Genomic DNA, 22,427 nt, shown 5'->3' with positions numbered 1-22,427 from the left:
CGTTCGGCCGTTCGTGAACGCCAGACCCTACCAGCTGGGCAGCACAGCACCCTTGAACTTGCTCAGGACGAACTCCTTGACTTCCGGCGTCCTGTAGCTGTCGACAAGCGTCTTCACCCAGGGCTTGTCCTTGTCGGCGGCCCGCACTGCGATCAGGTTGACGTAGGGCCCCTTGGGGTCCTCGCGCAGGATCGGATCCTTCACCGGATCGAGACCCGCCTGGGTCGCGTAGTTGGTGTTGATCGCGGCAGCATCGACGTCGTCCAGCGCCCGCGGCGCCTGCGCCGCATCGACCTCGACGAATTTCAGCTTCTTGGGATTCTCGGTGATGTCGAGCACGGTCGGCTTGAAGCCGACACCGTCCTTCAGCTTGATCACGCCCTTGTCGCGCAACAGCAGCAGCACCCGGCCACCATTGGTCGGATCGTTCGGAATCGAGACCTTGCCGCCATCAGGAATGTCGGCCCAGCTCTTGTGCCTCTTCGAGTAGACTCCGATCGGGAAATTGACGGTCAGGGCGACCGCCTCGATCCTGTAACCGCGATCGGCCTTCTGGTTGTCCAGATACGGCTGGTTCTGAAACGAGTTGGCCTGGATCTCGCCGGCGTCGAGCGCGGCATTCGGCACCACATAGTCCGAGAACTCGACGAGCTGGATCTCCAGCCCCTTGGCCGCGGCAATCGGCTTCACCGCCTCGAGGATCTGCGCATGAGGCCCCGGCGTGACACCGATCTTGATCGTGTCCGCCATGGCCGCGCTCGACCAGGCAAGCGCCGCCGAAACCAGCAGCAAAGAACGTCGCAACATCTGAAATCTCCCAATGATCGATTCTGTCTCCGCGTCGATCAGCCGACGCGGCCGGCCGCCTGACGGTGGGACCTCTCAACGCCGCGCTCGGCCTGGCGCTGCCGTATCCGCGGGATGATCTCTTCGGCGAACCGCGTCATCTCGGCCTCGAAGGGCTGAAATTGCAGCATGAACAGTTCGATGCCAGCGGCATGAAAGTCGATGATGCGATCGGCCACCTCGTCATAGCTGCCGACAAGCCCGGCGGCCGTACCGCCATTGCTGCCCACCCGCGCGCTCTTCTGCATGGTCTGCATCATGACGACCTTGGGGTCGGTGTTCTGCTTCTGGATCGCCTTCATCGGCGCGTCCTTCTCCGCAAGCCGCAGCAGTCGTTCATGCGCCGCATCAGCCTCCGCCGCGGTCGACCGCGCGATCACGAACGCCGACAGGCCGAAGCGAAGCGGCACGGCCGCGCCTCTCGGCCGGGAGGCGACATTGTTGATCAGCGCGGCGACATCGGCGAGCGGCTGGCCGTTGATGAACCAGACATCGCCATGATCGGCCACCAGCGCCCGCGCCGGCTCCGATTCGCCGCCGACATAGATGCGCGGCCGCGCACGATAGAGATCCTTCGGCCGCAGCGCGTAGTCCTGCACATCGAAATATTTGCCTTTGTAGGTCAGGCGCTCGCCCTGCAGCAGCCGCGACACCACGGTGATCCATTCCCGGCCATAGGCATAGCGCTCATCGTGCTCGGCAAAGCCGATCCCGGCGCGCGCCAGCTCCGGCCTGTTCCAGGCATTGACGAGGTTGATCGCGAAGCGACCTCTGCTGATGTTTTCGATGCCGAGCGCCATCTTGGCGAGCACCACGGGATGGAAGAGGTATGGCTTGATGGCAGTGATGATTTCGATGCGGCTGGTGAGCGCGGCGAGCGCCGCGGCCGCGCTCCAGGCCTCCAGCTGATCGAGATCCTCCTGATGCGGATTGATCGTGTGCTGGGCCACCAGCGTGGCATCGTAGCCGAGCTCCTCCGCCTTCAACACGAGAGCGCGATTGCGCTCCCACGACGCATCATAGGGCTCCTCCGGATCCTGATGGGCCGCGCGCGGGCCATGCACCGACGCCCAGATGCCGAAACGAAGCGGATGAACCATGATCGAACCTCGCGAACGCGTCCGGATCGTCCCCGCGGCGCGGCACGATCTCCGGCTATCCTACTAACAAATTCAGAAAAGAAGTTCTTGCCGCTTTTGGCTCACGGCGGAAACCGAAAACCTCCAACCGCGACGACAATTGGAATACCGCTCTATTCCGGTCCGCGATGTTTCGTGGGAAAGTTTGGCGGCATCAAGCGGCGGCGCCGGCCTGGCTTGAAGAGCCCGGTGCGTCAAAGCCCACGCGTGCCGACGCGCATGACGCGGACGCACCTGACATCGCGAGGACTGCACGACTTTGAGCAATATCGACCAGACCGCAGGACCGATCGAACTGGCCCAGGCGACCACCGACGGGCATCTCAACGGAGCGGATCGGCGTCATGCGATCGGCCCGGCGACGCTGCAGGCCTTGTCGTGGCTGGCGCCGGCGCTTCTGGTCGTGATCTGGGAAGCGCTGGCCCAAGGCGGCTACCTGTCGCCGCAGGTGCTGCCGGCTCCGAGCAAGATCCTGCGCACGGCCTACAAGCTGACGACGCAGGGGACCTTGCTCAATGATCTCGGCGTCAGCCTGTTGCGGGCGACTGCAGGCTTTGCGATCGGCGGCGCCATCGGCTTCGTCCTCGGCCTGCTCGTCGGTTTCTCCCGCCTCGCCGAAGCCCTCATCGATCGCAGCATTCAGATGATCCGCGCGATCCCCTTCCTGGCCGTGCTGCCGCTGGTGATCGTGTGGCTTGGCGTCGGCGAGGCCGAGAAGGTCTTCCTCGTTGCGCTCGGCGTCACCTTTCCGATCTACATCAACACGACACTCGGCATCCGGCAGGTCGATCCGAAGCTGATCGAGCTCGCGCGCGTACAGGGCCTGTCGCCGCTCGCATTGATCCGGCGCATCATTCTGCCCGGCGCCCTGCCCTCGATTCTCACAGGTGTGCGCTATGCGCTGGCGACCGCCTGGCTCGCGCTGGTCGTCGCCGAGACCATCGGCGCGCAATCGGGCCTCGGCTTCCTCGCGATGGACGCCCGCGAATTCCTGCGCACCGACGTGATCGTGCTGACGATCGTCATCTACGCGCTGATCGGCGTGCTCGCTGACCTGATCGCGCGCTGGCTGGAGCGACGGCTGCTCGCCTGGCATCCGAACTACGGAGCCGGGCGATGAGCGTCCATGAGGCTGCAGCGGCGCAGCGTCCGGCCGAACCAGCCGTGATCGTCAACGGCCTCCGCCGCGCCTATGGCGACCGGACCGTGATCCAGGGTCTCGACCTTCGTATCGAACGCGGCGAGTTCGTGGCGCTGCTGGGCGAGAGCGGATGCGGCAAGACAACACTGCTGCGCGCGCTCGCCGGTCTCGACCCGATCCAGGGCGGCCGGATCATCGCCCCCAAGCGACCGGCGGTGGTGTTCCAGGAGCACCGCCTGCTGCCCTGGGACAGCCTATGGCGCAACGTCGCGCTCGGTCTCGACGGTCCGGACGCACGTGCGCGCGCAGCCGCCGCGCTGGCGGAGGTCGGATTGGGCGACCGGCTCGACGACTGGCCGCGCAACCTGTCCGGCGGCCAGGCGCAGCGCGTCGCCCTTGCTCGCGCGCTGGTGCAGCAGCCGCAGCTGTTGCTGCTCGACGAACCTTTCGCCGCGCTCGATGCGCTGACTCGCATTCGCATGCACGCGCTGGTGCGCGAGCTCGTCGCCACGCACCGGCCCGGTGTCCTGCTCGTCACGCATGACGTCGACGAGGCGATTGCGCTCGCCGACCGCATCCTGGTGATGCGGGACGGGCGGATCGCCTTCGCGCACCGCGCTCATCGCGACGGCACGGTCGCACGCGGCGACCTGCTGGCTGAACTCGGTGTGCTCGCCGCACACGCTCCCGCCTGATTGTTGGAAGGATCGACCATGTCTTCGGATGACTTCTCCCGCCGCCAGTTCCTCGGCACCGCCGCCTTCGGGATCGGCGCGCTCGCCGGACTGACCTTGACCGACGACGCCTGGGCGGCGCCAGGGCGCGTCACCGACACGGTGCGCCTCACATGGGGATTGTCGGGTCTCAACCTGATCGCCAAGGAGCGCGGCGAATTCGAGAAGCTGCTCGCCAAGGACGGCATCAAGGTCGAATGGCTCGGGCCGTTCCCGAACCATGCGCCGACCTTGCAGGCCGTCACCGGCGGCACCGCCGATTTCTCGTTCGGCGGCTCCACGACCCCGGCGCTGGCGGCGATCATCGCCGGCTCCCCGCTGGTGTTCACGCAATTCGTGGTCTACGAGCCACGCACCACCGCGATCATCGCGCGCGATGATTCCGGCATCAACAAGGTCGAGGACCTGGTCGGCAAATCGGTCGCCGTCAATCGCTCGGGCCTCGGCGAATTCCTGCTCGTCGCCGCGCTCGAGAAGCACAAGGTCGATCGCTCCAAGGTCAAGTTCGTCTATCTCAATCCGCCGGACGCGGCGCCGGCGCTCGCCTCCGGCAAGGTCGACGCCTGGTCGATGTGGAGTCCCGGCGTCGATATCGCCCGGCTCGACTACAAGGCGCACGACATCTTCCTGGAAGGCCGCGACCTCGAATTCCAGATCGACTACACCTCGTATCTGACGACCCGTAAGTTCGCTGCCGAAAATCCGGCGCTGGTCCGCGCGGTCAACGACGCCTTCCGCGCCGAAGGCAAATGGATCTCGGAAAACAGCAAGGAGGCGGAATACATCGCGCAGAAGGCGGGCAAATACAGCGACCAGGTGCGCGATCAGTTCATCGCGATGAACCGGCAGTACCGCTATTTCTCCGTCAACGACAAGCAGTTCGTTGCCGATCTGCAGAAGGCGGCGGATTGGCTGGCCGAGCGCAAAGTGCTGCCCGAGCCGGTCAAGGTCGCCGACCATCTCGCCCGGATCGAGGATCCGGCGCCGCAGCGCTGAAGCCGATCCGCTCCTCCTGGCATCATCGAGACCATCATGAACAAGCCGCTTTCGACCAAGACGCTCAGCGCCGAGACCCCGCTTCCTCCTGCACCAGGCGCGCTCGATGCGTTGCTGGCCGCGATCGCCGACGGCGAGCCGGAACGCGAGCGCGAGCGCATCCTGCCGCACCAGCAGATTGCGCTGATCAAGCAGGCGCGGCTCGGCGCACTGCGGCTGCCCGTCGCCGCGGGCGGCGGAGGCAGCTCGATCCGCGATCTGTTCGCGATCGTGATCCGGCTCGCCGAAGCGGATGCCAATGTGGCGCACATCCTGCGCAACCACTTCAGCGTGGTCGAGCGGCTGGTGCGCAATCCACGCGATGATCAGGCGCGCGAATGGCAGAAAGCGGTCGCCGGCGGCGCGATCATCGGGCTTGCCACGACCGAACTGGACAGCCCACAGGTCGGTAACATCACGCCAAACACGACCTTCACGCCGGATGGCGACGATTACCTCCTCAACGGCACGAAATACTACAGCACCGGGACGCTTTATTCCGATCTCGTGCTGGTGCGCGCTGCCGATCCGGATGGTCGTCCGGGCGCCACCATCATTCCCCTCGATCGCGACGGCATCGAGCTGATCGACGATTGGGACGGCATGGGGCAGCGCCTGACGGCGACCGGCACCACCCATTTCCGCAACGTCAGAGTCAAGCGGCAGGAGATCGTGTTCGACGCCCCGGACATCGGCTACGGCGTGCCCTACTCCAACACGTTCGCGCAGCTGTTCCTGACGGCGGCCGTCGCCGGCATCAGCCGCGCAGCTTTGCGCGACGCCATCGCACTGGTCCGCTCGCGCAAGCGCACATTCTATTATGCTCCGCACGAGAAGCCGACCGACGACCCGCTGCTGCAGCACACGATCGGCCAGATCGCGAGCGCCGCGCATGCCGCCGAGACGGTCGTCCTGGTCGCGGCCGAAGCGCTCGACGCGGCGACGGACGCATTCGATGCCGGGCGAGCCGATGCCGAGGAGCTCGCGCACCGCGCCGCCCTGCTCTCGGCACAGGCCAAGATCGTCGCCGACGATGCCGCCATCCGCAATGGCGGCCTGATCTTCGATGTCGGCGGCGCCTCGTCGACCAAGAAGGCCACCAATTTCGATCGGCATTGGCGCAACGCGCGGACGCTGTCATCGCACAATCCGGTCACCTACAAGGAACGGGCGATCGGACAATTCCTGATCAACGGCACACCGCTTCCGGCCAAGGGCTTCTTCTGACCGACGGCGCTGCCGCGACGAGGGACACGACCCATACGGCTCGTGCCCGAAGGAGGCGACGGATGAGCAAGCGTGACCTTCATCTCGTATCTGAGACCGCGTTCGATCCCCAGCACTTCCACTCGGCCCTGCGCCGTGTCGCAGCCGGCGTCAGCGTTGTGACCGCGGGCCGCGGCGAGGAGATCACCGGGGTGACCATCGCCTCTCTCATCTCGCTGTCATCAGAGCCGCCGCGGCTCATGATCAGTCTCGGCAACCGATCGTCAGCGTACCCGCTGATCGCGCGCGACGGCTGGTTCGGCATCAACATCCTCAGCTCGGATCAGCTCGCGCTCGCTGATCGCTTCAGCACGCCGCATCTGTCGGGACAGCAGAAGTTCGAGGGCATCGACTGGTCGCGCGGTCCGGCCGGCGTCCCGCTGCTGCAGCACGCCCAGGCTGCGATCGCGTGCGAGGTGGACGAGATCATCGAGCGCTACGCGCATGCGATCATCGTCGGCCGGCCCGACAGCGTCGAGCTTGCGCCCAAATTGTCGAGTCTGCTGTATTGGAACGACCAGTATGTCGAGGTCGACCGCAACGCGGATCTCGACCTGCTCGCCGAGGTCAGCGTGCCCTTGACCCATGTCCGGTGATGACGCGCATGCTCACGGAGACAACGGCATGAGCTCTCGCCCCATTACGGGATCGGGTCTGGACAACGCCACCTCGGCAGGCGAACGCTGGGGCCTCGATCGGCTGGTTGCGGAGCTGCGCGTGTCGCGGGAGGAGACGCACAGCATCCGCAAGGACGGCGTCATCCACCGGCCGCCGTCGCGCGAAAAGCTGGCGCAGGTCGTCTCGGCGCTGACCGAGGCCCTGTTCCCGCGCCACTATGGCCAATATGATCTCGATGGCGAGAACATCGACTATTTCGTCGGCCATCGGCTCAGCGTCGCGCTCGACCTGCTGTCCGACCAGATCCACCGCGCAGCCTTGTTCGTCGGCGATGAGCTGATCCCGGGCTTCCGGCAGCCCGAGGCCATGGAGTTGACCCGCCGCTTCGCGGCCGAGTTGCCGGCCCTGCGCGGTATCCTGATCAGCGACCTGCGCGCCGCCTTCGTCGGCGATCCCGCCGCCAAGAGTTTCCCGGAGATCCTGATCGGCTATCCCGGCATGACCGCGATCATCCATCACCGGCTCGCCCATCTTCTCTATGGCCTCGGCACCCGCCTCGTTTCGCGGCTGATCGCCGAGATCGCGCATGCGCGCACCGGCATCGACATTCATCCGGGCGCGCAGATCGGCTCCGGCTTCTTCATCGATCACGGCACCGGCGTGGTGATCGGCGAGACCGCCATCATCGGCGACCACGTCCGGATCTATCAGGCCGTCACGCTCGGCGCGCGCCATTTCCCGACCGAGGAGGACGGGACGCTGATCAAGGGCGACGCCCGCCATCCGATCGTCGAGGACGATGTCGTGATCTATGCCGGCGCCACGATCCTGGGCCGCATCACGATCGGACGGGGATCGACGATCGGCGGCAATGTCTGGCTCACGCATGACGTGCCCGCGAACAGCGTCGTCACCCAGGCCTCGCTGCGCAACAGGGTCGGCGGGCCTGCGCTGCAGAAGTCCTGATCGAAACGCCGCTCCTTGGTTCCTGATGAGAACGACGTGATCATGCTCGCGCCGTGGTCAACAATGCAAATCCATTTCATCGACAGCATCGGGACAGAGCCGCTAGATTTTCATCCAGCGTAGCCGGCGTTCGTCGTTGCGATGGCAGCCGCGTTTCAACGGATTGCACGATGTTTGACCCTCTCGCCGTGATCAGCCTGCAGCAGGATACGCCAGGGCCTTCCACTCCCGATGGCCAGCTCCGTGACATCCACGACCATGCAGGCAGGCTGCGCCTGGAGCACCATGAACGAGGTCTCGCCTCCCGCGCCGGCATCAGCCGGCTTGCCCGCCCTATCGTCCGTCGCCTGCGATGGCTCACCACCTGAGCGATGCATTCGCCCGCGATCCGCATTAGCCAGCGTCAGTCAGTCGATCACCGCTCCACATCCGACATCAGCGAGCCAAGACAAGAGCGCCCCATGAGCCAGCGTCGCCAACTGAACCTCAACCTCTTCATCTATCCCGGCGGCCATCACGAGGCGGCATGGCGCTACAAGGGCTCGGCGGCGAGCCGGGCGCTCGATATCAGCTATTACCAGCAGCTGGCGCGCACGGCCGAGCACTATACGTTCGACGCGATCTTCTTCGCCGACGGTCCGGCATTGGCCGATAATGTCCGCTATGCGCAGCGCTTCCGCTTCGAGCCGATCACCTGGCTCTCGGCCATCGCCGCAGCCACCAGCCGCATCGGCCTGATCGGGACGGCCTCGACCACCTATCACGAGCCCTACAATCTGGCGCGGCTATACGCCTCGCTCGATCATCTCAGCGGCGGTCGCGCCGGCTGGAACATCGTCACCACCAGCGCGCCGCAGGCGGCGCAGAATTTCGGCCTGCCCGAGCATCCTGATCATCACGAGCGTTACGAGCGCGCCAAGGAGTTCCTCGACGTCGTCACCGCGCTGTGGGACAGCTGGGAGGACGACGCCGTCGTCAATGATCCGGCGTCCGGCATCTTTGCCGATACCGACAAGGTCCATCCGCTCAACCACGTCGGCAAGCATTTTCGCGTGCGCGGGCCGCTCAACGTACCGCGCTCGCCGCAGGGCCGGCCGGTCTATGTCCAGGCCGGCTCGTCCGAGGACGGCCGCGCCTTTGCAGCGCGCTTTGCGGAGGCGATCTTCACCGCGCACCAGACGCTGGCTAGCGCCCAGGAGTTCTATGCCGATATCAAGCGCCAGGCGCGGGCGCTCGACCGCAATCCCGATCACGTCAAGATCCTGCCCGGCATCAGCCCGTTCATCGGCTCGACCCAGGCCGAGGCCGATCGGCTGCAGGAGGAGTTCAACGACCTGATCCAGCCGGAGTACTCGCTGGTACAGCTGCGCCAGATGTTGGGGCTCGATCTCTCGGGCTTCGATCTCGATGGTCCGTTCCCGCGCCATCTGATCGAAACCGACGGCGCGCGTGGCGTCGCCAGCCGTTTCAAGCTCGTGGTCGACATCGTCGACCGCGAGAAGCCGACGATCCGGCAGCTCATCCAGCGCCTCGCCGGCGCCCGCGGCCATTGGGTGATCGCCGGCCCGCCGGAGAAGATCGCCGACAACATCCAGACCTGGTTCGAGAACGGTGCCGCCGACGGCTTCAACGTGATGCCGCCCTGGCTGCCCGGCGGCTTCGATCTGTTTGCCGAGCACGTCGTGCCGATCCTGCGCAAGCGCGGCCTGTTCCGCGAGGAGTATTCCGGCAAGACCCTGCGCGAGCACTACGGCCTGGAGCGGCCGGCCAGCCTCTACAGCCATCAGGTCCAGGCGATCGCCTGAGATCCTCAACCCGGGCGGCGCGGATGCCTTGCATGGCGTCAGCGCCGCCTTTCATTTGTTCAAGATCTGGAAGTCCCATGCATTGTTTGACGAGATTGCGATTCCTTGGCCTGATGGCTGTCTCCGTCCTGTCGATCGCCGCCGGTGACAACGCGCTGGCGCAGTCGGCCGAGAAGAAGGACCTGAAAGTCGGCTTCGTCCCCGGCCCCTATATCGATGAGTTCAAGATCGGCGTCGCGCCCGAGCTTGCGAAGAAGGGCTATCAGATCCGCTATGTCGAGTTCTCGACCGGCCTCGAAGCCAACAACGCCGTGTTCAAGAGCGAGATCGATGCGAACGTCATGCAGCACACGGTGTTCCTGAACTCCTACAATGAGCGGCAGAAGACCGACCTGGTCGGCATCGTCCACGTGCCGACCCCACCGATGGGGATCTATTCCAAGAAGCACCCGCTGGGCACCAAGATCGGCGCTGGCGCCAAGGTCGCGGTGCCGAACGATCCTGTCAACCTGCAGCGGGCGTTGTGGATCCTGCGCGATCTCGGTCTGGTCGAGATCCGCGATTCCAAGCCGATCGACGTCACCGAGCTCGATGTCGTCAAGAACCCCGGTGGTATCAAGATCATCCCGCTCGAGGCCGCGCAGGCGCCGCGTGCGCTCGACGACGTCGACTTCGCCGCGATCCAAGGCAATTTCGCGATCTTCAGCGGCCTGAAGCTGACCAACGCCTTCGCGCTGGAAAGGATGACGGCGCCCTATATCAACGTCGTCGCCGTCAAGCGTGACAATGCCGAGACCGCATGGGCCAAGGACATCGTCGCCGCCTACAAGTCGCCGGGCTTCAAGGCCGCCATCCTCGCCGATCGCTTCTATGACGGCTTCACGCTGCCCGACTACATGAAGTGATCGGTGCCGGCGGCCCGTGATCATCATGGGCCACCGCTGCTATCAGTATCTGCTGATCGCTACTTCAATCCGAAGCCGAGCGCGCGCAGCGCCTCGGTCAGCCTGTCGCGGCCGTTGAGCGCCTTCGCCGAGCCGAGCCGGTTGAGCACCGTTTCCCGCCAGCCGACCGGCGCCACGCCCTGGCTGGTCTGGAAGTCGCGCAGCGTCTCGTCATAGGCGGCGATGCCGTGGATCTCGTCCGTCGGCGCATAGCGCTCGCGATGCAGAACCACGCTCTGGCTCAGCCGTGGCTTGACGTCCTCGCCGGCCGCCTGATCGGCATAACCGACACAGAGGCCGAACACGGCGAGCACGTTCGGCGGCAGGCCGAGCTCCTCGGCCACCGCCTGCGGGCGGTTGCGGATCGCGCCGATATAGACCGAGCCAAGGCCGAGCGCCTCGAGCGCCACCACGGCATTCTGGGCTGCGAGGGCCGCGTCGATGATCGCGACGAACAGCGTCTCCAGGAAATGGATGCCATCGTCGGGGCGTCCTTCGCGCTTGGCCAGACGCTCCGCCCGCGACAGATCGGCGAGCCAGACCAGGAACAGCGGCGCCTCGCGGATATGTTTCTGACCGCCGGCGAACTCCGACAGGCGCTGCTTGCGCCCCTGATCCTCCACCGCCACGACGCTCCAGGTCTGCAGATTCGAGGACGATGCGGCCGACTGGGCCGCGGCCACCAAGGTCTCGACGGTGTGCGGCGGCACCGGATCCGGCCGATAGCTGCGGATCGAGCGGTGCGCCAGCAGGTGACCGAGAATGTCGTCGGCACCGGAGGCGACCTCTGGAATATGCGCGCCATATCGCTTGCGCAGCGCCGCCGAGATCTCGTCTTCGGCCGCCGTCGGCTTTCTCGTCTCGATGATCGTCATTCCCTCGTCCTCATGTCGGTCCGTACATCATTGTACCAGCCGATGCGCGAATGAGCTGGCGCGTCGATCCGCAGCAAAGCCCACCGGGCAGGCGACGACAATCCCCTGCAAGATCATACGTCCATTGTCGACGCGCCCCACTACTCCGCGGCCTGGGCCGCAGCGGCCGTCTCAATCACCGGTTTACGCAATCCTGCCTGCTCCATCAGGGGCAGCACGCGGCGGCCAAAGAAGTCGAGGTCCGGCTTGAAGTCGTAGAACGACAGCTGCAGGCCGTCGACGCCGGCTTTCTTGAGCTGCACGAACTGCTCGACCACCTGCTCCGGCGTGCCGATCACCTCGATATTGCCGCCGATCGCCCGGCGCTTCGGCGCGTCGACGCCGACGCGGCCGCGCCAGGCATGCGCGTCGCTGTCGAGCTTGTGGAAGTCGCCGACCGGATCGGCATGAGCGACGATCGCGTCATGATAGGCCCAGGTTTCTCGTTCGGTCTCGCGGCAGATCACCATCGGATTGAGCAGCGTGCGGACCTCGCGGCCGATGTCGCGCGCGGCCTGCTTGACCCTGGCGGTGTGCGCCGGCAGCGCCGGAAGGGCGCTCTCGAAACTGGAGCCCGCCGGGCTGGTGATGAAGACGATATCCGAATAGCGCGCGGCGAAGGCGATGCCGGCGTCGGAGCCGGTGGCGTTGACGAGCACCGGCCGGCCGAAGCGCGGCTTCGGCGTCACAAAGGCGTTGTTGAGCTTCCACGACGACTGGCCGGAGAACGAGTAGTTCTCGGTGTCGCTCCACAGCCGCTGCAGCACTTCAAGAAACTCGGCGGCGAGCTCGTAGCGGCGGTCATGATCGATCCGGCTCCAGCCGAACGCCTCATGCTCGGCGGCGCGGTGGCCGGTCACGACGTTGATACCCCAGCGGCCATTGGAGATATGGTCGAGCGTGGCGCCATATTTCGCAAGATGCAGCGGATGCCACGGACCATACAGCACATGAATCGTGGAGATCAGGATGATGCGCCGGGTCAGGCTGGTCAGGGCCGAGGTGGTGATGAAGGAGTCGAGCGCCTCGCCGGTGAACACGCCGCCATAGCCGCCCTTCGGCAGCCATTGTGACAATGCGAACACCAGATCGAAGCCGAGGTTTTCCGCCGTCAGCACCAGATCGCGGTTGTAGTCGAAATGCCACGATGTGGTGCGCGGCAGGGTCGAGGCGCTCCAGCCGCCCGCCTGGATCGGCAGGAAAAGGCCGAGCAGCAGCGGCTGCGTCAGTGCACGCGACAGCGGGCTCTCAGGCCAATCGGCGGGGCCGCGAAAACCGTCGAGATCGACCAGTGCCCCCGGGCGATGCGTGATAATCGTCATGCTGTCCTCTTGTCGTCTGCGCCGGCTGCGCCCGCAGCCGCTTCGCCGGCGCGACGAAACACGGTCTCCATCAGCCATTGCTCGTTCGGAAATTGACCGGCCCATTCATCCCAGCCGGAATGCTTGCGGTATTGGCCGAGACGGCCAGAGTCGAGCGCCGTCTCCTGCGTGATCGCCACGCGGCGGTCGCAATCGGGCGCGACATAGATCGCGTCGGCACGGCAATAGAGCTCGCACATGAAGCAGGTCTGGCAATCTTCCACCCGGGCCAGTTGCGGCGGCCCGGATGGCGCCCGTTCCAGCACATTGGTCGGGCACACCTCGACGCAGGCGCCGCAATCGGTACAGCGATCGGCGACAATCAGCTCGATCATGACGCAGCTTCCAGCTCGCGCGCCGAGGATTGCGGCTCCCGCGCCGTATCAGCAGTGACCTCAATCCGATCGAAGCCGCGGCTCAACAGCCGCACCGCAAGCTGCGGATCGAGCCCTGGATGATCCACCCTGCGATGCATGCCCCTGCTCTCGGTGCGGCGGCGTGCCGTGGCGACCGCCCAGCGCGCGCTCGCGACCAACGCCGCTGTTTCGCGTGACCGCAAGGTTTCGCCGGCTGCATGATCGACGATCTCGCGCCAGAGTCCGTCGAGCGCGCGCTGCGAGGCGGCCAGCGTCGCCTCCTGCCGAAACAGCGTCTTCTCGAACGGATGCATCTCGGCACGCACACCGGCCCTGATCGCCTCGAGATCGATGGCCCTGGTACGACCGTGCGGATGCAGGCCGGCACGTCCGAGCGGCCTCAACACAGCAGCGGGCGGTCCGATCTCGCGCGCCAGCCGCGCCGCAGCCTGCCCGGCCCGGATGCCTGAACTCAGTGCCCAGGCCGAATTGACATTGCCGCCGCCGGAGATCGCACCGGCGACCTTTTCGCGGGAGGCATTGTCGCCGGCCACGAACAGCCCTGGTACCGCGGTGCGGCCATCGACGGCGTCGACCTTGACGCCACCGAGGCCGCGGATCGTGCCGTCATTGTGCAGCGTGACCTCGAAGCGATCGCGATAAGGGTCGATGCCCCAGCGATCGAACACCAATGGCACGTTCGGCGAGATCGTATGCAGGCGCGCCTTGATGTCGTCGGGCAGACGGTGGAGCGAGCAAAACACCGGACCGGCGAGCAGCGCTTTCGCGAGCCCGATCGTCTGCTGAGGTCCGAACGGCAGATCGAGCTCGCGCCCGTCGCCGTCGTAGTAGGTCGCGAAGGAATACGCCATGCTGCGCGTCATCGTCGAATGCGCCGGCGCGATCGTGTAGGCCGCGGTGAACTCCATGCCGGAAAGCTCGGCACCGGCTTCCGCCGCGAGCAGATAGCCGTCACCGGTGTTGGTCAGCGATCCCAACAGATGCGACAGGAAGCTGGTGCCGCCAGCCGCGAGCACGGTCGCCCCCGCCGCGACCTGATACGGACGGCCGCCATCCTGCCGGCGCTGGCCACGGGCGCCACCAATCGAACCGTCACTGCGCGCCAGCAGTTCCAGCACCGGCGAATGGTCGAGAATGGTGACACCATGCTCGCAGGCGAAGGCGCGCAGCGCGCGCATATATTCGGGACCACGCACGGCGCGATGGTTCGCGCGGCCGTCGTCGTCGATGCCGAACGCATAGTGGCCCGACAGGGTCGGCAAAGAGCGCCAGGTCTCCTCGATGATGGCATGCATCCAGGCGGCTTCGCCGAGACCAAGTCCCGCGGCAACGCGCTGGCTGACAGCCTGCTCGCGCGCGCCCGGCGGAACCCACCAATGACCGGGCCCGGCTGCCGCCGTGACGCCACTGGTGCCGCAATAGCCCTTGTCGACCAGGATCACGCGAGCGCCCGAGCGCGCGGCAGACACCGCGGCCCAGGCGCCGGCCATGCCGCCGCCGATGACGAGCACGTCGGCCGTGAGCGCCAATCGATCTGGCACGGAGACGGTCATCACACCACCGGATCGGTCTTTGGCCAGCCCGAGGTTTCTGTCCATTGTGTCCCCGTGCGCAGCCCAACCATGTTTCCAGCTCCGAAGCCGTGCGCGAACGACGCAGGCCGGCGCATCGTCATTCAGCGCAGCGCCGCTGGCAATTTCAGAGTTGCGCGATTTTCGGCGCCTCCATTCTCGCGACAATCGTTGATCGAGAAAATTTCAGTTGAGCGGCTCAAGCATCCGAAACCGCTAATGGCACGAGCTCGCCTGCATAACAATTCTATCGCGCCACCGCCTGCTGCGGCACAGTTTCGACAACAATCTGGATTTTCCTGGAACAATGCCGACAGGAAAAGGGCGTCGGATAGAATATTCGTCTTTCCGAATCCGGCCGGCGGTTTGCGTGTTAGATTATGAATCCTACGCATGGTCGGCACGCGAGAGAAAAGGCATCTTTGCATGAGCCGTTTTTCGGAACGACACGTGATCATCGTCGGTGGCGGAGCATCCGGCGTTCTGCTGGCCTATCAGTTGCTGCAGCAGGCCCATTCCAACGTCCGCGTTACCCTGATCGAGAAGCGCCCGGAGGTCGGCCGCGGGCTCGCCTACCACACCGGAAATGCCGATCATCTGCTGAACGTGCGTGCCGCCAATATGAGCGCGCTGCCTGAGGATCCTGATCATTTCTGGCGCTGGCTGTCGTCTCATGAGCACGGACAGCAGCTCTGTCCCGACCCGTTCTGCTTTGTACCACGCCGCCTCTATGGCGATTACATTGCGAGCCTCATCGCACCGTTCCTGGCCGAGGACGATGGCGCGCGCCGTCTGACCATCATTCGCGGCGAATGTGTCGCTGTCAGCGAGGGTGCCAGCGGCGTCACCGTCAGCCTCGCCGACGGCACGCGTCAGCTCGGCGACGTCGCCGTGCTCGCGACCGGCCACGATGCCGCGGTTCCGCGCTCGGCCTGGCACGCTGATCCATGGATCTCCCCTTCCGTGCCGGGCTTCAGCCAGGATGCGACGGTGCTGATTCTCGGCACCGGCCTGACCATGGCGGACTACGTGCTGTCGCTGCTACGCGCCGGCCATCGCGGCCCGATCGTGGCGATGTCGCGCCGCGGGCTCATGGCCAAGGGCCATCGGCGCATCGCGCCCTGCAAGATCAGCGAGGACGAGATTCCGTTCGGCGCTCCCGGCAGCACGCTGCTGCGCTGGTTCCGCCAACGCATTGCCGCCCACGTCGCTGACGGAGGCGACTGGCGCGGCGTCATCGATGCGATCAGGCCGTTCAGCCACCGGCTGTGGCACGAATTGCCACAGTCATCGAAGCGCAGCTTTCTGGAGCATGCGCGGGCGTGGTGGGACGTCCACCGGCATCGGATGGCACCGGAGGTCGAGGCGCGTATCGCAACAGCGATCGCGGATGGGCAACTGCGCATTGCCGCAGCCAAGCTCGTCAAGATCGATGGCGGCTCCGTCGCTGGACGGGCGCATTATCGCCGCCGCGGCCGCAGCGAGATCGAGACCCTGGAGGTCGGCGCCGTGATCGACTGCACGGGCATCGTCAGGGATCCTCGCGCCACGGCCAATCCGGCGGTGCGCAGCCTGTTCGATCAAGGGCTCGCGCGCTGTGATCCGCTCCGGATCGGCATCGAGGTCACGGCCGATTGCGCCGTCGTCGGCGCCGATGGCACGCCCTCGCAACGCCTGTTCGCAATCGGCCCGCTGACCCGCGCCGCCTTCTGGGAGATCATCGCCATCCCAGACATCCGCAGTCAGTGCGCTGCGCTTGCCAATCGATTGGTGCAAGCGCAGCCGATCGAGGTGCCGCCGCGCGAGGCGCCGGCACTCGCCGCCGCTCCCGATCACCAGGTCGCGATATAGGTTCCCTTGAAGCGGGTCTCCAGGAATGCCTTGACCGGCTCGGACTGATAGGCCTCGATCAGCTGCTTGACCCAGGGCTTGTCCTTGTCATCCTCGCGGACCGCGAGGATGTTGACCCACGGCCCTTCGGCGTTCTCGCGCGCGATCGCGTCCTTGGCTGGATTGAGTCCCGCCTGGACCGCGTAATTGTTGTTGATCGAGACGAGATCGACGTCGGCGAGCGCGCGTGGCAGCTGCGCCGCATCGAGCTCGACGAATTTGAGCTTCTTCGGATTGTCGGTGATATCGGCAACGGTGGCTGCGACGTTGTTGGGGTCCTTCAGCTTGATCACGCCGTGCAATGCCAGGATCATCAGCCCGCGCGCGCCATTCGAGGGATCATTGGCAATCGCGACGCGGGCGCCCTCGGGCAGCTCGGCCAAGCTCTTGTACTTCTGCGAATACACGCCCTGGGGCGAGGCGATCGTGGTCGCGACCTTGACGATCTTCCAGCCGGTCTTGGCGATCTGGTTTTTCAGATAGGGCTCGTGCTGGAACGAGTTGGCTTCGAGGTCCTTCAGCGCCAAGGCCTGGTTGGGAATGACGTAGTCGGTAAATTCGACGACCTTGATGTCGAGCCCGCGCTCGGCGCCGACCTTCTTCACCACGTCGAGTATCTCAGCATGCGGCCCGGCGGTGACGCCGACACGAATGGTCTCGGCCCGTACGGGCGTGAGCAGCGACACGAGGGCAGCCAGGGCAACGACAGGAAGGCGCATTCAAGTCTCCAACGAAACAAACAAGTTCCGCCGCTCACTAGCGCCGCTGCCATTCGCGTTCAATTGCAGCCGCGAACAAAGCAACGAAGACGCTATGGATCCGCGCCGCCCGATCCGGATATTCTCCCACCAAGGGTTTTCATGACCGGTTTGTTCTCGTCCCCCGACCGAGATCATGGCCCGCGAGATCGCCCGCATGCCGTTGTGCGCATGCGGGCTGCGCAATTCGATCAGTTGAACAGGTCCGGCTCCTGCGCCGTGATCCAGTCCCACAACGGCTGGAAGCTGAAATAGCCGCCCTTATGAGTGCCGACCTGCCCCGCAGTATGTTTCGCAATGTCGTGCGGGATCGGTTTGGTCGGGCCTGCCGCCTCGGCCAGCAGCTGGGTGCGCGCAGCGTTGTCCATCGCGATGTACCACCACGCCGCGGCTTCGATGGTCGGGCCGACCGTGAGCAAGCCGTGGTTCTGCAGGATCGCAGCCTTCCTGCTGCCGAGCGCAGCTGCGATCTTCTTCCCCTCATCGGCGTTGAGCACGACGCCGGTGAACGGATCGAACAGCACGTGATCGTCGTAGAACGCGCAGGAATCCTGGGTCAAAGGGTCGAGCAGCCGGCCGAGCGCCGAGAACGCCTTTCCGTAGGTCGAATGCGTATGGGCAGCGGCAATCACCTGCGGATGGGCCGCATGAATCGCGGAATGGATGACGAAGCCGGCCTGGTTGATCGGCTTGTCGCCGATCAGGATGTTCCCGTCGTGATCGACGAGTTGCAGATCGGACACCTTGATCTGGCTGAAATGCGTCGACAACGGATTGATCCAGAACCGGTCGGGGAATTCCGGATCGCGCACAGTGACGTGTCCGGCCAGACCCTGATCGAAGCCGTAGCGGGCGAACAGGCGGAAGGTCGCCGCGAGCCGCTGCTTGCGATGCAGCCGCTCCTCCGCGAAGGTCGCTGCCGGCTGACGCTCGACGAGCGCAAATTTCCGGGGTCGTTCGACGAACTCATTCATGTCGTTTCACCTCTTGCACCGAGCCCCTGCGCCATGCCGCCGGACGAGCTCACTGCCGTCATGGTAGAACGACCCTTGCGAGACGATCTTTTCAAAGATCAGGGCTCGCCGGCAATACCGGCAAGCCCTCCTCCGCCAGGCTCGATCCAAACCATCTCTGCCGCGCCTGAACGGGCCGCACGCCTCAGCGATGCCGCAGCCGCCGATTCAGCCGGCGCGCCAGATGATCGCCGACCGTCTGCACGGTCTGCACCAGCGCGATCAGGACGACGACCACGGCCAGCATCATCTCCGGCATGAAGCGCTGATAGCCATAGCGAATGCCGAGATCGCCGAGGCCGCCGCCGCCCACCGCACCCACCATCGCCGAATAGCCGAGCAGGCTGACGACCGCGAGGGTCAGAGCCAGGACAAGGCCGGGCAGTGCTTCCGGAATCAGCACCTTGAACACGATCTGCAGCGGCGTCGCGCCGAACGAGGATGCGGTCTCGATCAGACCGCCATCAACCTCGCGAATGGCCGCCTCGACCAGCCGCGCGATGAACGGCGTCGCGGCCACGGTCAACGGCACGATCGCCGCGCCCGATCCGATCGACGTACCGGCCACGAGACGCGTGAAGGGAATGATGGCGACGACGAGGATGATGAAAGGCGTCGAGCGCGTGGCATTCACGACTACGCCGAGGATCGCATTGACCGAGGGCGCTGCGAACAGCTCCCCTTTGCGACTGGTCGCCAGGAAGATGCCGAGCGGCAGCCCGAGCGAGGTCGCGACCAGCGCAGCGGTCGAGACCATGAACAGGCTTTCGCCAGTGGCCTGGATGATCAGATTGATGAGCTCAGGAGACATAGCCGAGGCGCTCCGCTGCGAACTGGTGCTGTGAGAGATAGGCCAGGGTCTGCCGGGCCGCCGCTTCGCCGCCGGGAACGCCCAGGATCAGCGAGCCGACAGGCTGGCCGCCGATCTCGTCGATCCGCGCCGCCAACAGCGCAACGTCGACCGACAGCTCGCGCGCCAGCCGCGCCACCAGGGTATCGCCGGCGTGGGAGCCGCGCACCTGAACGCGGATGACCGCCTGTCCGAGCGGCGCCGGCTGCTGCACGAGGCGGCTGGCCAGCGACACCGGCACGGCGTCGCCAAGCACTTCCGCAAGGAATGTCTGCGTGGTCGCATGTTTCGGATGGGTGAAGATGTCGGCGACATGGCCGCGCTCGACCACGCGGCCGTCATCGATCACCACGACTTCCTTCGCGAGCTGGCGGACGACCGACATCTCGTGGGTGATGAGGATGATGGTGACACCGAGCTCGCGGTTGATGTTCGCGAGCAGATCAAGGATCGCCCGCGTGGTCTGCGGGTCCAGCGCCGACGTCGCTTCATCCGACAACAAGACGTTCGGCCGCGTCGCCAGCGCACGCGCGATGCCGATGCGCTGCTTCTGGCCGCCGGACAGCTCAGACGGGTAGCGGTCGTGCTTGTCGGCGATGTCGACGAGCTCCAGCAGTTCGGCGACGCGCGTCCGGATGTCCGCCTTCGACCAGCCGGCGACCTCCAGCGGCAGAGCGATGTTGTCGGCCGCCGTGCGCGAGGACAGCAGGTTGAAGTGCTGGAAGATCATGCCGATCGAGCGCTGCGCAAGCCGCAGCGGCTGACCGCGCAGCGCCGAGATGTCGCGGCCATCGACAATGACGCGGCCCGTGGTCGGCTTCTCCAGCCCGTTGATCAGCCTGACAAGACTCGACTTGCCGGCACCGGAGCGTCCGATCACGCCGGTGATCGCGCCGCGGGCGATCGCAAAATCGACATCTTTGAGCGCCTCGACGGCTGGCTTGTCGCGATAGGCGGGATAAGTCTTGGACAATCGCTCGAAGCGGACCATCGGCTCGGCGATGAGACCTTCGGGCAACGCGGGCTCCGCCGGCCGGATCGGCTCGGCAATGGATGGGTGAGCATTCATGGAGTGACCTTGGGCTGACCTTGGCTTGGCGTGTTGCAGCGCACGCGTTGGCGTCAACATCGCCTGCGATCCTGCTCAAGGCAATTTCAGAAAAAGCGCCCAATTTGGATGAAGCTTCTCGGGAGGATGACGGCGGTGAAATGTCATCCTCCTCGCCGCGTGTTCATTCTCGGTGGAACACGAGAGTCCGCACTTCGATGCTCTCGCGCGGCGGCGCGTCAGCCGGAGTCGTCGGGTCGACAAAAGCGGTGTGCGGCGCGAAGCGCGTGCGCCCGTCGGTTGCCGAATCATAGCATTTCAGCAGCAGCGCTTCGTCGGGCGTCATCTCCGGGAAATAGAACCAGCGATGCGACGGATTATAGGTAACCGAATAGGTCTCGCCGTTGCGATTGGGATAGATCAGGTCGGAGGCGACCAGATCATCGCGCGCGACAGTCGTGCCATCGCACATCGCCAGCGGCGTGTCGCGCAACGGGCCGATGATCGGCCGCCAAAGGTTGACGACCTGCACCCGGCCGCGTAGCAGCTCCTCCGCCTCGGTGCCGAGATGCTCGCGGACCCGATCTGCGCCTGATCGCTCGGTCTGATCCACATGCACACGCGTCGCCGGCTGGCGCGGTCCGCTGTTGCGGACATCGGGCGCGCCAGGAACGCGCTTGCGAATGGTGTGATCGAAGATCACGACCCGATCAGCGCGCAAGGTCGCACGAAGGAACGCCTCGACGGCCGGATAATAGACGTTGCGGATCTCCTTCTCATTGGTGAAGTCGCGCACGAAGGTCGGGTGACGGACCAGGGCGAAACCCTCACGGTCGAGGGAGAACGACTGCGCAATCGGACGACCATTGAACACGGCGACCTGGCGCGGCTCCGGCACGGCGGTCGATTTCGCCTCGCCCGGCGGCGGATCGAAGGCGTAGGTGCGCGGCTTGGCCGAGGTCGGCGCAAGATAATTGAGCTCGGCGAGAACGAGGGGCAACGATTCGATCTTTCTCTCGACCAGGCTCATGGCTGTCTCCAGGCAACTTCATGCTGATGCATGCATGTTGGTTCGTGCCGTCCGCGCCGGCAACCCGCCGGCAAAAATAGCAACGAACCTGCTACCGGCCACACGGCCGGTAGCATGACACGTCGCGCAGCGCGGCGCTGTCGACTGGTTTCTCCTCTGCGTCGGCGCGCTCTACTCCGCCGCCTCACTCAGACCGAGTCGCGCCTGCGGGATTTCGCCGGTTACCACCGACACACGCTCACCCCACCGCTCTTCCGGATAGTAATCCCAGACGGCGTGGTGCTGGCTCGCCCAATTATCCCAGACCAGAAGCGAGTTGGGGCGCCACGGCACGCGCGTCTGCAGCGCCAGCTGGCCCTCGATATGACGGAACAGCAGCTGCAGCAGCGCGTCACTCTCCCGCCGGGTCAATTGCACGATGTGGGAGGTGAAGGACGCATTGACGTAGAGGAACTTGCGGCCCGTGCGCGGATGGCTCACCACCACCGGATGCTCGGATTGCGGGTAGGTCTTGCCGGGATCGGGCTTGGCGCCATAGCCCGCGGTCCACGCCAATGAGCCGTCATGAATGGCGGTCAGGCCCTCGAGCAGCTGCTTGATCGGATCCGACAGGAATTCATAAGCCAGATACATGTTGGCGAACGCCGTATCGCCGCCGAGCGACGGTGTCTTGGTCACACGCAGCAGCGAGACACGAATCGGGCTCGGATCGCAGGACACGTCCGGGTGCCAGCCGTCACCGGCGGTGAAGCGCGAATTCGCATCGGTCTTCCACGACAGGAATTCCGGATCGAACGGGCCATCATGGCGAAAGCGGGTGGCGGCCAGTTCGTGCCGGTGCAACGACTTGCCGAAGCGTCGCGCGAAGCGCTTGTGGTCGTCCTTCGAAAGATCCTGATCGCGGAACACGATCGCGAGATTCTCATCGAGCGCGCGCTGGATCTCCGTGAACTGCTCGTCCGGCAGATCCTTGGAGAGATCGACGCCGCCGATCTCCGCGCCGACAGTCGGACTGAGCTGTCGCACCTCGATCGTGCGGTAAGGCTCGCGCCTTGCGCTGTTCCAGGCCTGGATGGCCAGCTTGTCGTTGAAGTCCCGGTAGAAACTCATGACCCGTCGTC

At 65.3% G+C, this 22,427-nt stretch carries 21 protein-coding genes; 9 read left to right on the top strand and 12 right to left on the bottom strand.

Annotated features, from left to right (window positions below; genetic code table 11):
- Window positions 1-27 precede the first annotated feature (27 nt).
- Both BBTA_RS15450 and BBTA_RS15445 read right to left on the bottom strand, forming a co-directional pair.
- Window positions 28-807: a MetQ/NlpA family ABC transporter substrate-binding protein gene (locus BBTA_RS15450; RefSeq protein ID WP_012043423.1), complete on the bottom strand. Its 780-nt coding sequence runs from the start codon at window positions 805-807 to the stop codon at window positions 28-30.
- A gap of 38 nt (window positions 808-845) precedes the next feature.
- Complete coding sequence (locus tag BBTA_RS15445; protein WP_012043422.1) at window positions 846-1,946, bottom strand: LLM class flavin-dependent oxidoreductase; 1,101 nt, start codon at window positions 1,944-1,946, stop codon at window positions 846-848.
- A gap of 298 nt (window positions 1,947-2,244) precedes the next feature.
- Between BBTA_RS15445 and BBTA_RS15440 the strand changes: the two genes are divergently transcribed.
- From BBTA_RS15440 to BBTA_RS15400, 8 genes are all read left to right on the top strand, one after another.
- Complete coding sequence (locus BBTA_RS15440) at window positions 2,245-3,105, top strand: ABC transporter permease subunit (RefSeq protein ID WP_012043421.1); 861 nt, start codon at window positions 2,245-2,247, stop codon at window positions 3,103-3,105.
- Window positions 3,102-3,821: an ABC transporter ATP-binding protein gene (locus tag BBTA_RS15435; protein ID WP_012043420.1), complete on the top strand. Its 720-nt coding sequence runs from the start codon at window positions 3,102-3,104 to the stop codon at window positions 3,819-3,821. The genes BBTA_RS15440 and BBTA_RS15435 overlap by 4 nt, the downstream gene beginning before the upstream one ends.
- 18 nt (window positions 3,822-3,839) lie before the next feature.
- Complete coding sequence (locus tag BBTA_RS15430) at window positions 3,840-4,856, top strand: NrtA/SsuA/CpmA family ABC transporter substrate-binding protein (protein ID WP_012043419.1); 1,017 nt, start codon at window positions 3,840-3,842, stop codon at window positions 4,854-4,856.
- Between the two features lie 36 nt (window positions 4,857-4,892).
- A complete protein-coding gene (locus BBTA_RS15425) occupies window positions 4,893-6,122 on the top strand; it encodes an acyl-CoA dehydrogenase family protein (protein WP_012043418.1) in 1,230 nt (409 codons plus the stop codon).
- 62 nt (window positions 6,123-6,184) lie between these two features.
- Window positions 6,185-6,757: a flavin reductase family protein gene (locus BBTA_RS15420; protein ID WP_012043417.1), complete on the top strand. Its 573-nt coding sequence runs from the start codon at window positions 6,185-6,187 to the stop codon at window positions 6,755-6,757.
- Window positions 6,758-6,785: 28 nt separating this feature from the next.
- On the top strand, window positions 6,786-7,745 hold the full coding sequence (gene epsC, locus BBTA_RS15415; protein ID WP_012043416.1) for a serine O-acetyltransferase EpsC: 960 nt from the start codon (window positions 6,786-6,788) through the stop codon (window positions 7,743-7,745).
- A 461-nt stretch (window positions 7,746-8,206) separates the two neighbouring features.
- A complete protein-coding gene (locus tag BBTA_RS15405) occupies window positions 8,207-9,550 on the top strand; it encodes an LLM class flavin-dependent oxidoreductase (protein ID WP_012043414.1) in 1,344 nt (447 codons plus the stop codon).
- 77 nt (window positions 9,551-9,627) lie between these two features.
- Window positions 9,628-10,455 (top strand): MetQ/NlpA family ABC transporter substrate-binding protein, encoded by an 828-nt coding sequence (locus BBTA_RS15400; RefSeq protein WP_012043413.1) that lies wholly within the window; start codon window positions 9,628-9,630, stop codon window positions 10,453-10,455.
- Between the two features lie 59 nt (window positions 10,456-10,514).
- Here the strand turns inward: BBTA_RS15400 and BBTA_RS15395 are convergent, their stop codons facing one another.
- From BBTA_RS15395 to BBTA_RS15380, 4 genes are all read right to left on the bottom strand, one after another.
- On the bottom strand, window positions 10,515-11,369 hold the full coding sequence (locus tag BBTA_RS15395) for an NADPH-dependent oxidoreductase (protein WP_012043412.1): 855 nt from the start codon (window positions 11,367-11,369) through the stop codon (window positions 10,515-10,517).
- 140 nt (window positions 11,370-11,509) lie between these two features.
- The gene (locus BBTA_RS15390; protein WP_168167895.1) at window positions 11,510-12,730 is read right to left on the bottom strand and encodes an LLM class flavin-dependent oxidoreductase; all 1,221 of its coding nucleotides are present in this window, start codon (window positions 12,728-12,730) and stop codon (window positions 11,510-11,512) included.
- Window positions 12,727-13,104, bottom strand: coding sequence for a ferredoxin family protein (locus BBTA_RS15385; protein WP_012043410.1), 378 nt, complete (start codon window positions 13,102-13,104; stop codon window positions 12,727-12,729). The genes BBTA_RS15390 and BBTA_RS15385 overlap by 4 nt, the downstream gene beginning before the upstream one ends.
- A complete protein-coding gene (locus BBTA_RS15380) occupies window positions 13,101-14,699 on the bottom strand; it encodes an FAD-dependent oxidoreductase (RefSeq protein WP_012043409.1) in 1,599 nt (532 codons plus the stop codon). Before BBTA_RS15380 ends, BBTA_RS15385 begins: the two co-directional genes overlap by 4 nt.
- 444 nt (window positions 14,700-15,143) lie before the next feature.
- On the opposite strand from BBTA_RS15380, the gene BBTA_RS15375 reads away from it, so the two are divergent.
- Window positions 15,144-16,568 carry an FAD/NAD(P)-binding protein gene (locus tag BBTA_RS15375; protein WP_041750663.1) on the top strand — a complete coding sequence of 475 codons (1,425 nt, stop codon included), beginning with the start codon at window positions 15,144-15,146 and terminating at the stop codon, window positions 16,566-16,568.
- On the opposite strand, the gene BBTA_RS15370 is transcribed toward BBTA_RS15375, so the two are convergent.
- The 6 genes from BBTA_RS15370 to BBTA_RS15345 all read right to left on the bottom strand — a co-directional run bounded on the left by BBTA_RS15370 (window position 16,550) and on the right by BBTA_RS15345 (window position 22,416).
- Complete coding sequence (locus tag BBTA_RS15370) at window positions 16,550-17,326, bottom strand: MetQ/NlpA family ABC transporter substrate-binding protein (RefSeq protein ID WP_012043407.1); 777 nt, start codon at window positions 17,324-17,326, stop codon at window positions 16,550-16,552. The two genes, BBTA_RS15375 and BBTA_RS15370, sit on opposite strands and share 19 nt — an antisense overlap.
- Before the next feature lie 230 nt (window positions 17,327-17,556).
- A complete protein-coding gene (locus BBTA_RS15365) occupies window positions 17,557-18,339 on the bottom strand; it encodes a class II aldolase/adducin family protein (protein WP_012043406.1) in 783 nt (260 codons plus the stop codon).
- Between the two features lie 184 nt (window positions 18,340-18,523).
- Window positions 18,524-19,189 (bottom strand): methionine ABC transporter permease, encoded by a 666-nt coding sequence (locus BBTA_RS15360; RefSeq protein WP_012043405.1) that lies wholly within the window; start codon window positions 19,187-19,189, stop codon window positions 18,524-18,526.
- Window positions 19,179-20,297, bottom strand: coding sequence for a methionine ABC transporter ATP-binding protein (locus BBTA_RS15355; RefSeq protein WP_041750662.1), 1,119 nt, complete (start codon window positions 20,295-20,297; stop codon window positions 19,179-19,181). The genes BBTA_RS15360 and BBTA_RS15355 overlap by 11 nt, the downstream gene beginning before the upstream one ends.
- 163 nt (window positions 20,298-20,460) lie before the next feature.
- Window positions 20,461-21,306: a CmcJ/NvfI family oxidoreductase gene (locus tag BBTA_RS15350; protein ID WP_012043403.1), complete on the bottom strand. Its 846-nt coding sequence runs from the start codon at window positions 21,304-21,306 to the stop codon at window positions 20,461-20,463.
- Window positions 21,307-21,477: 171 nt separating this feature from the next.
- Window positions 21,478-22,416: a TauD/TfdA family dioxygenase gene (locus tag BBTA_RS15345; protein ID WP_012043402.1), complete on the bottom strand. Its 939-nt coding sequence runs from the start codon at window positions 22,414-22,416 to the stop codon at window positions 21,478-21,480.
- Between the last annotated feature and the right edge of the window lie 11 nt (window positions 22,417-22,427).

This window comes from Bradyrhizobium sp. BTAi1 (assembly GCF_000015165.1).
Taxonomy (GTDB): domain Bacteria; phylum Pseudomonadota; class Alphaproteobacteria; order Rhizobiales; family Xanthobacteraceae; genus Bradyrhizobium; species Bradyrhizobium denitrificans.
Note: the sequence above shows the minus strand (reverse complement) of the source record. Positions and strands in the feature narration are given on the sequence as shown.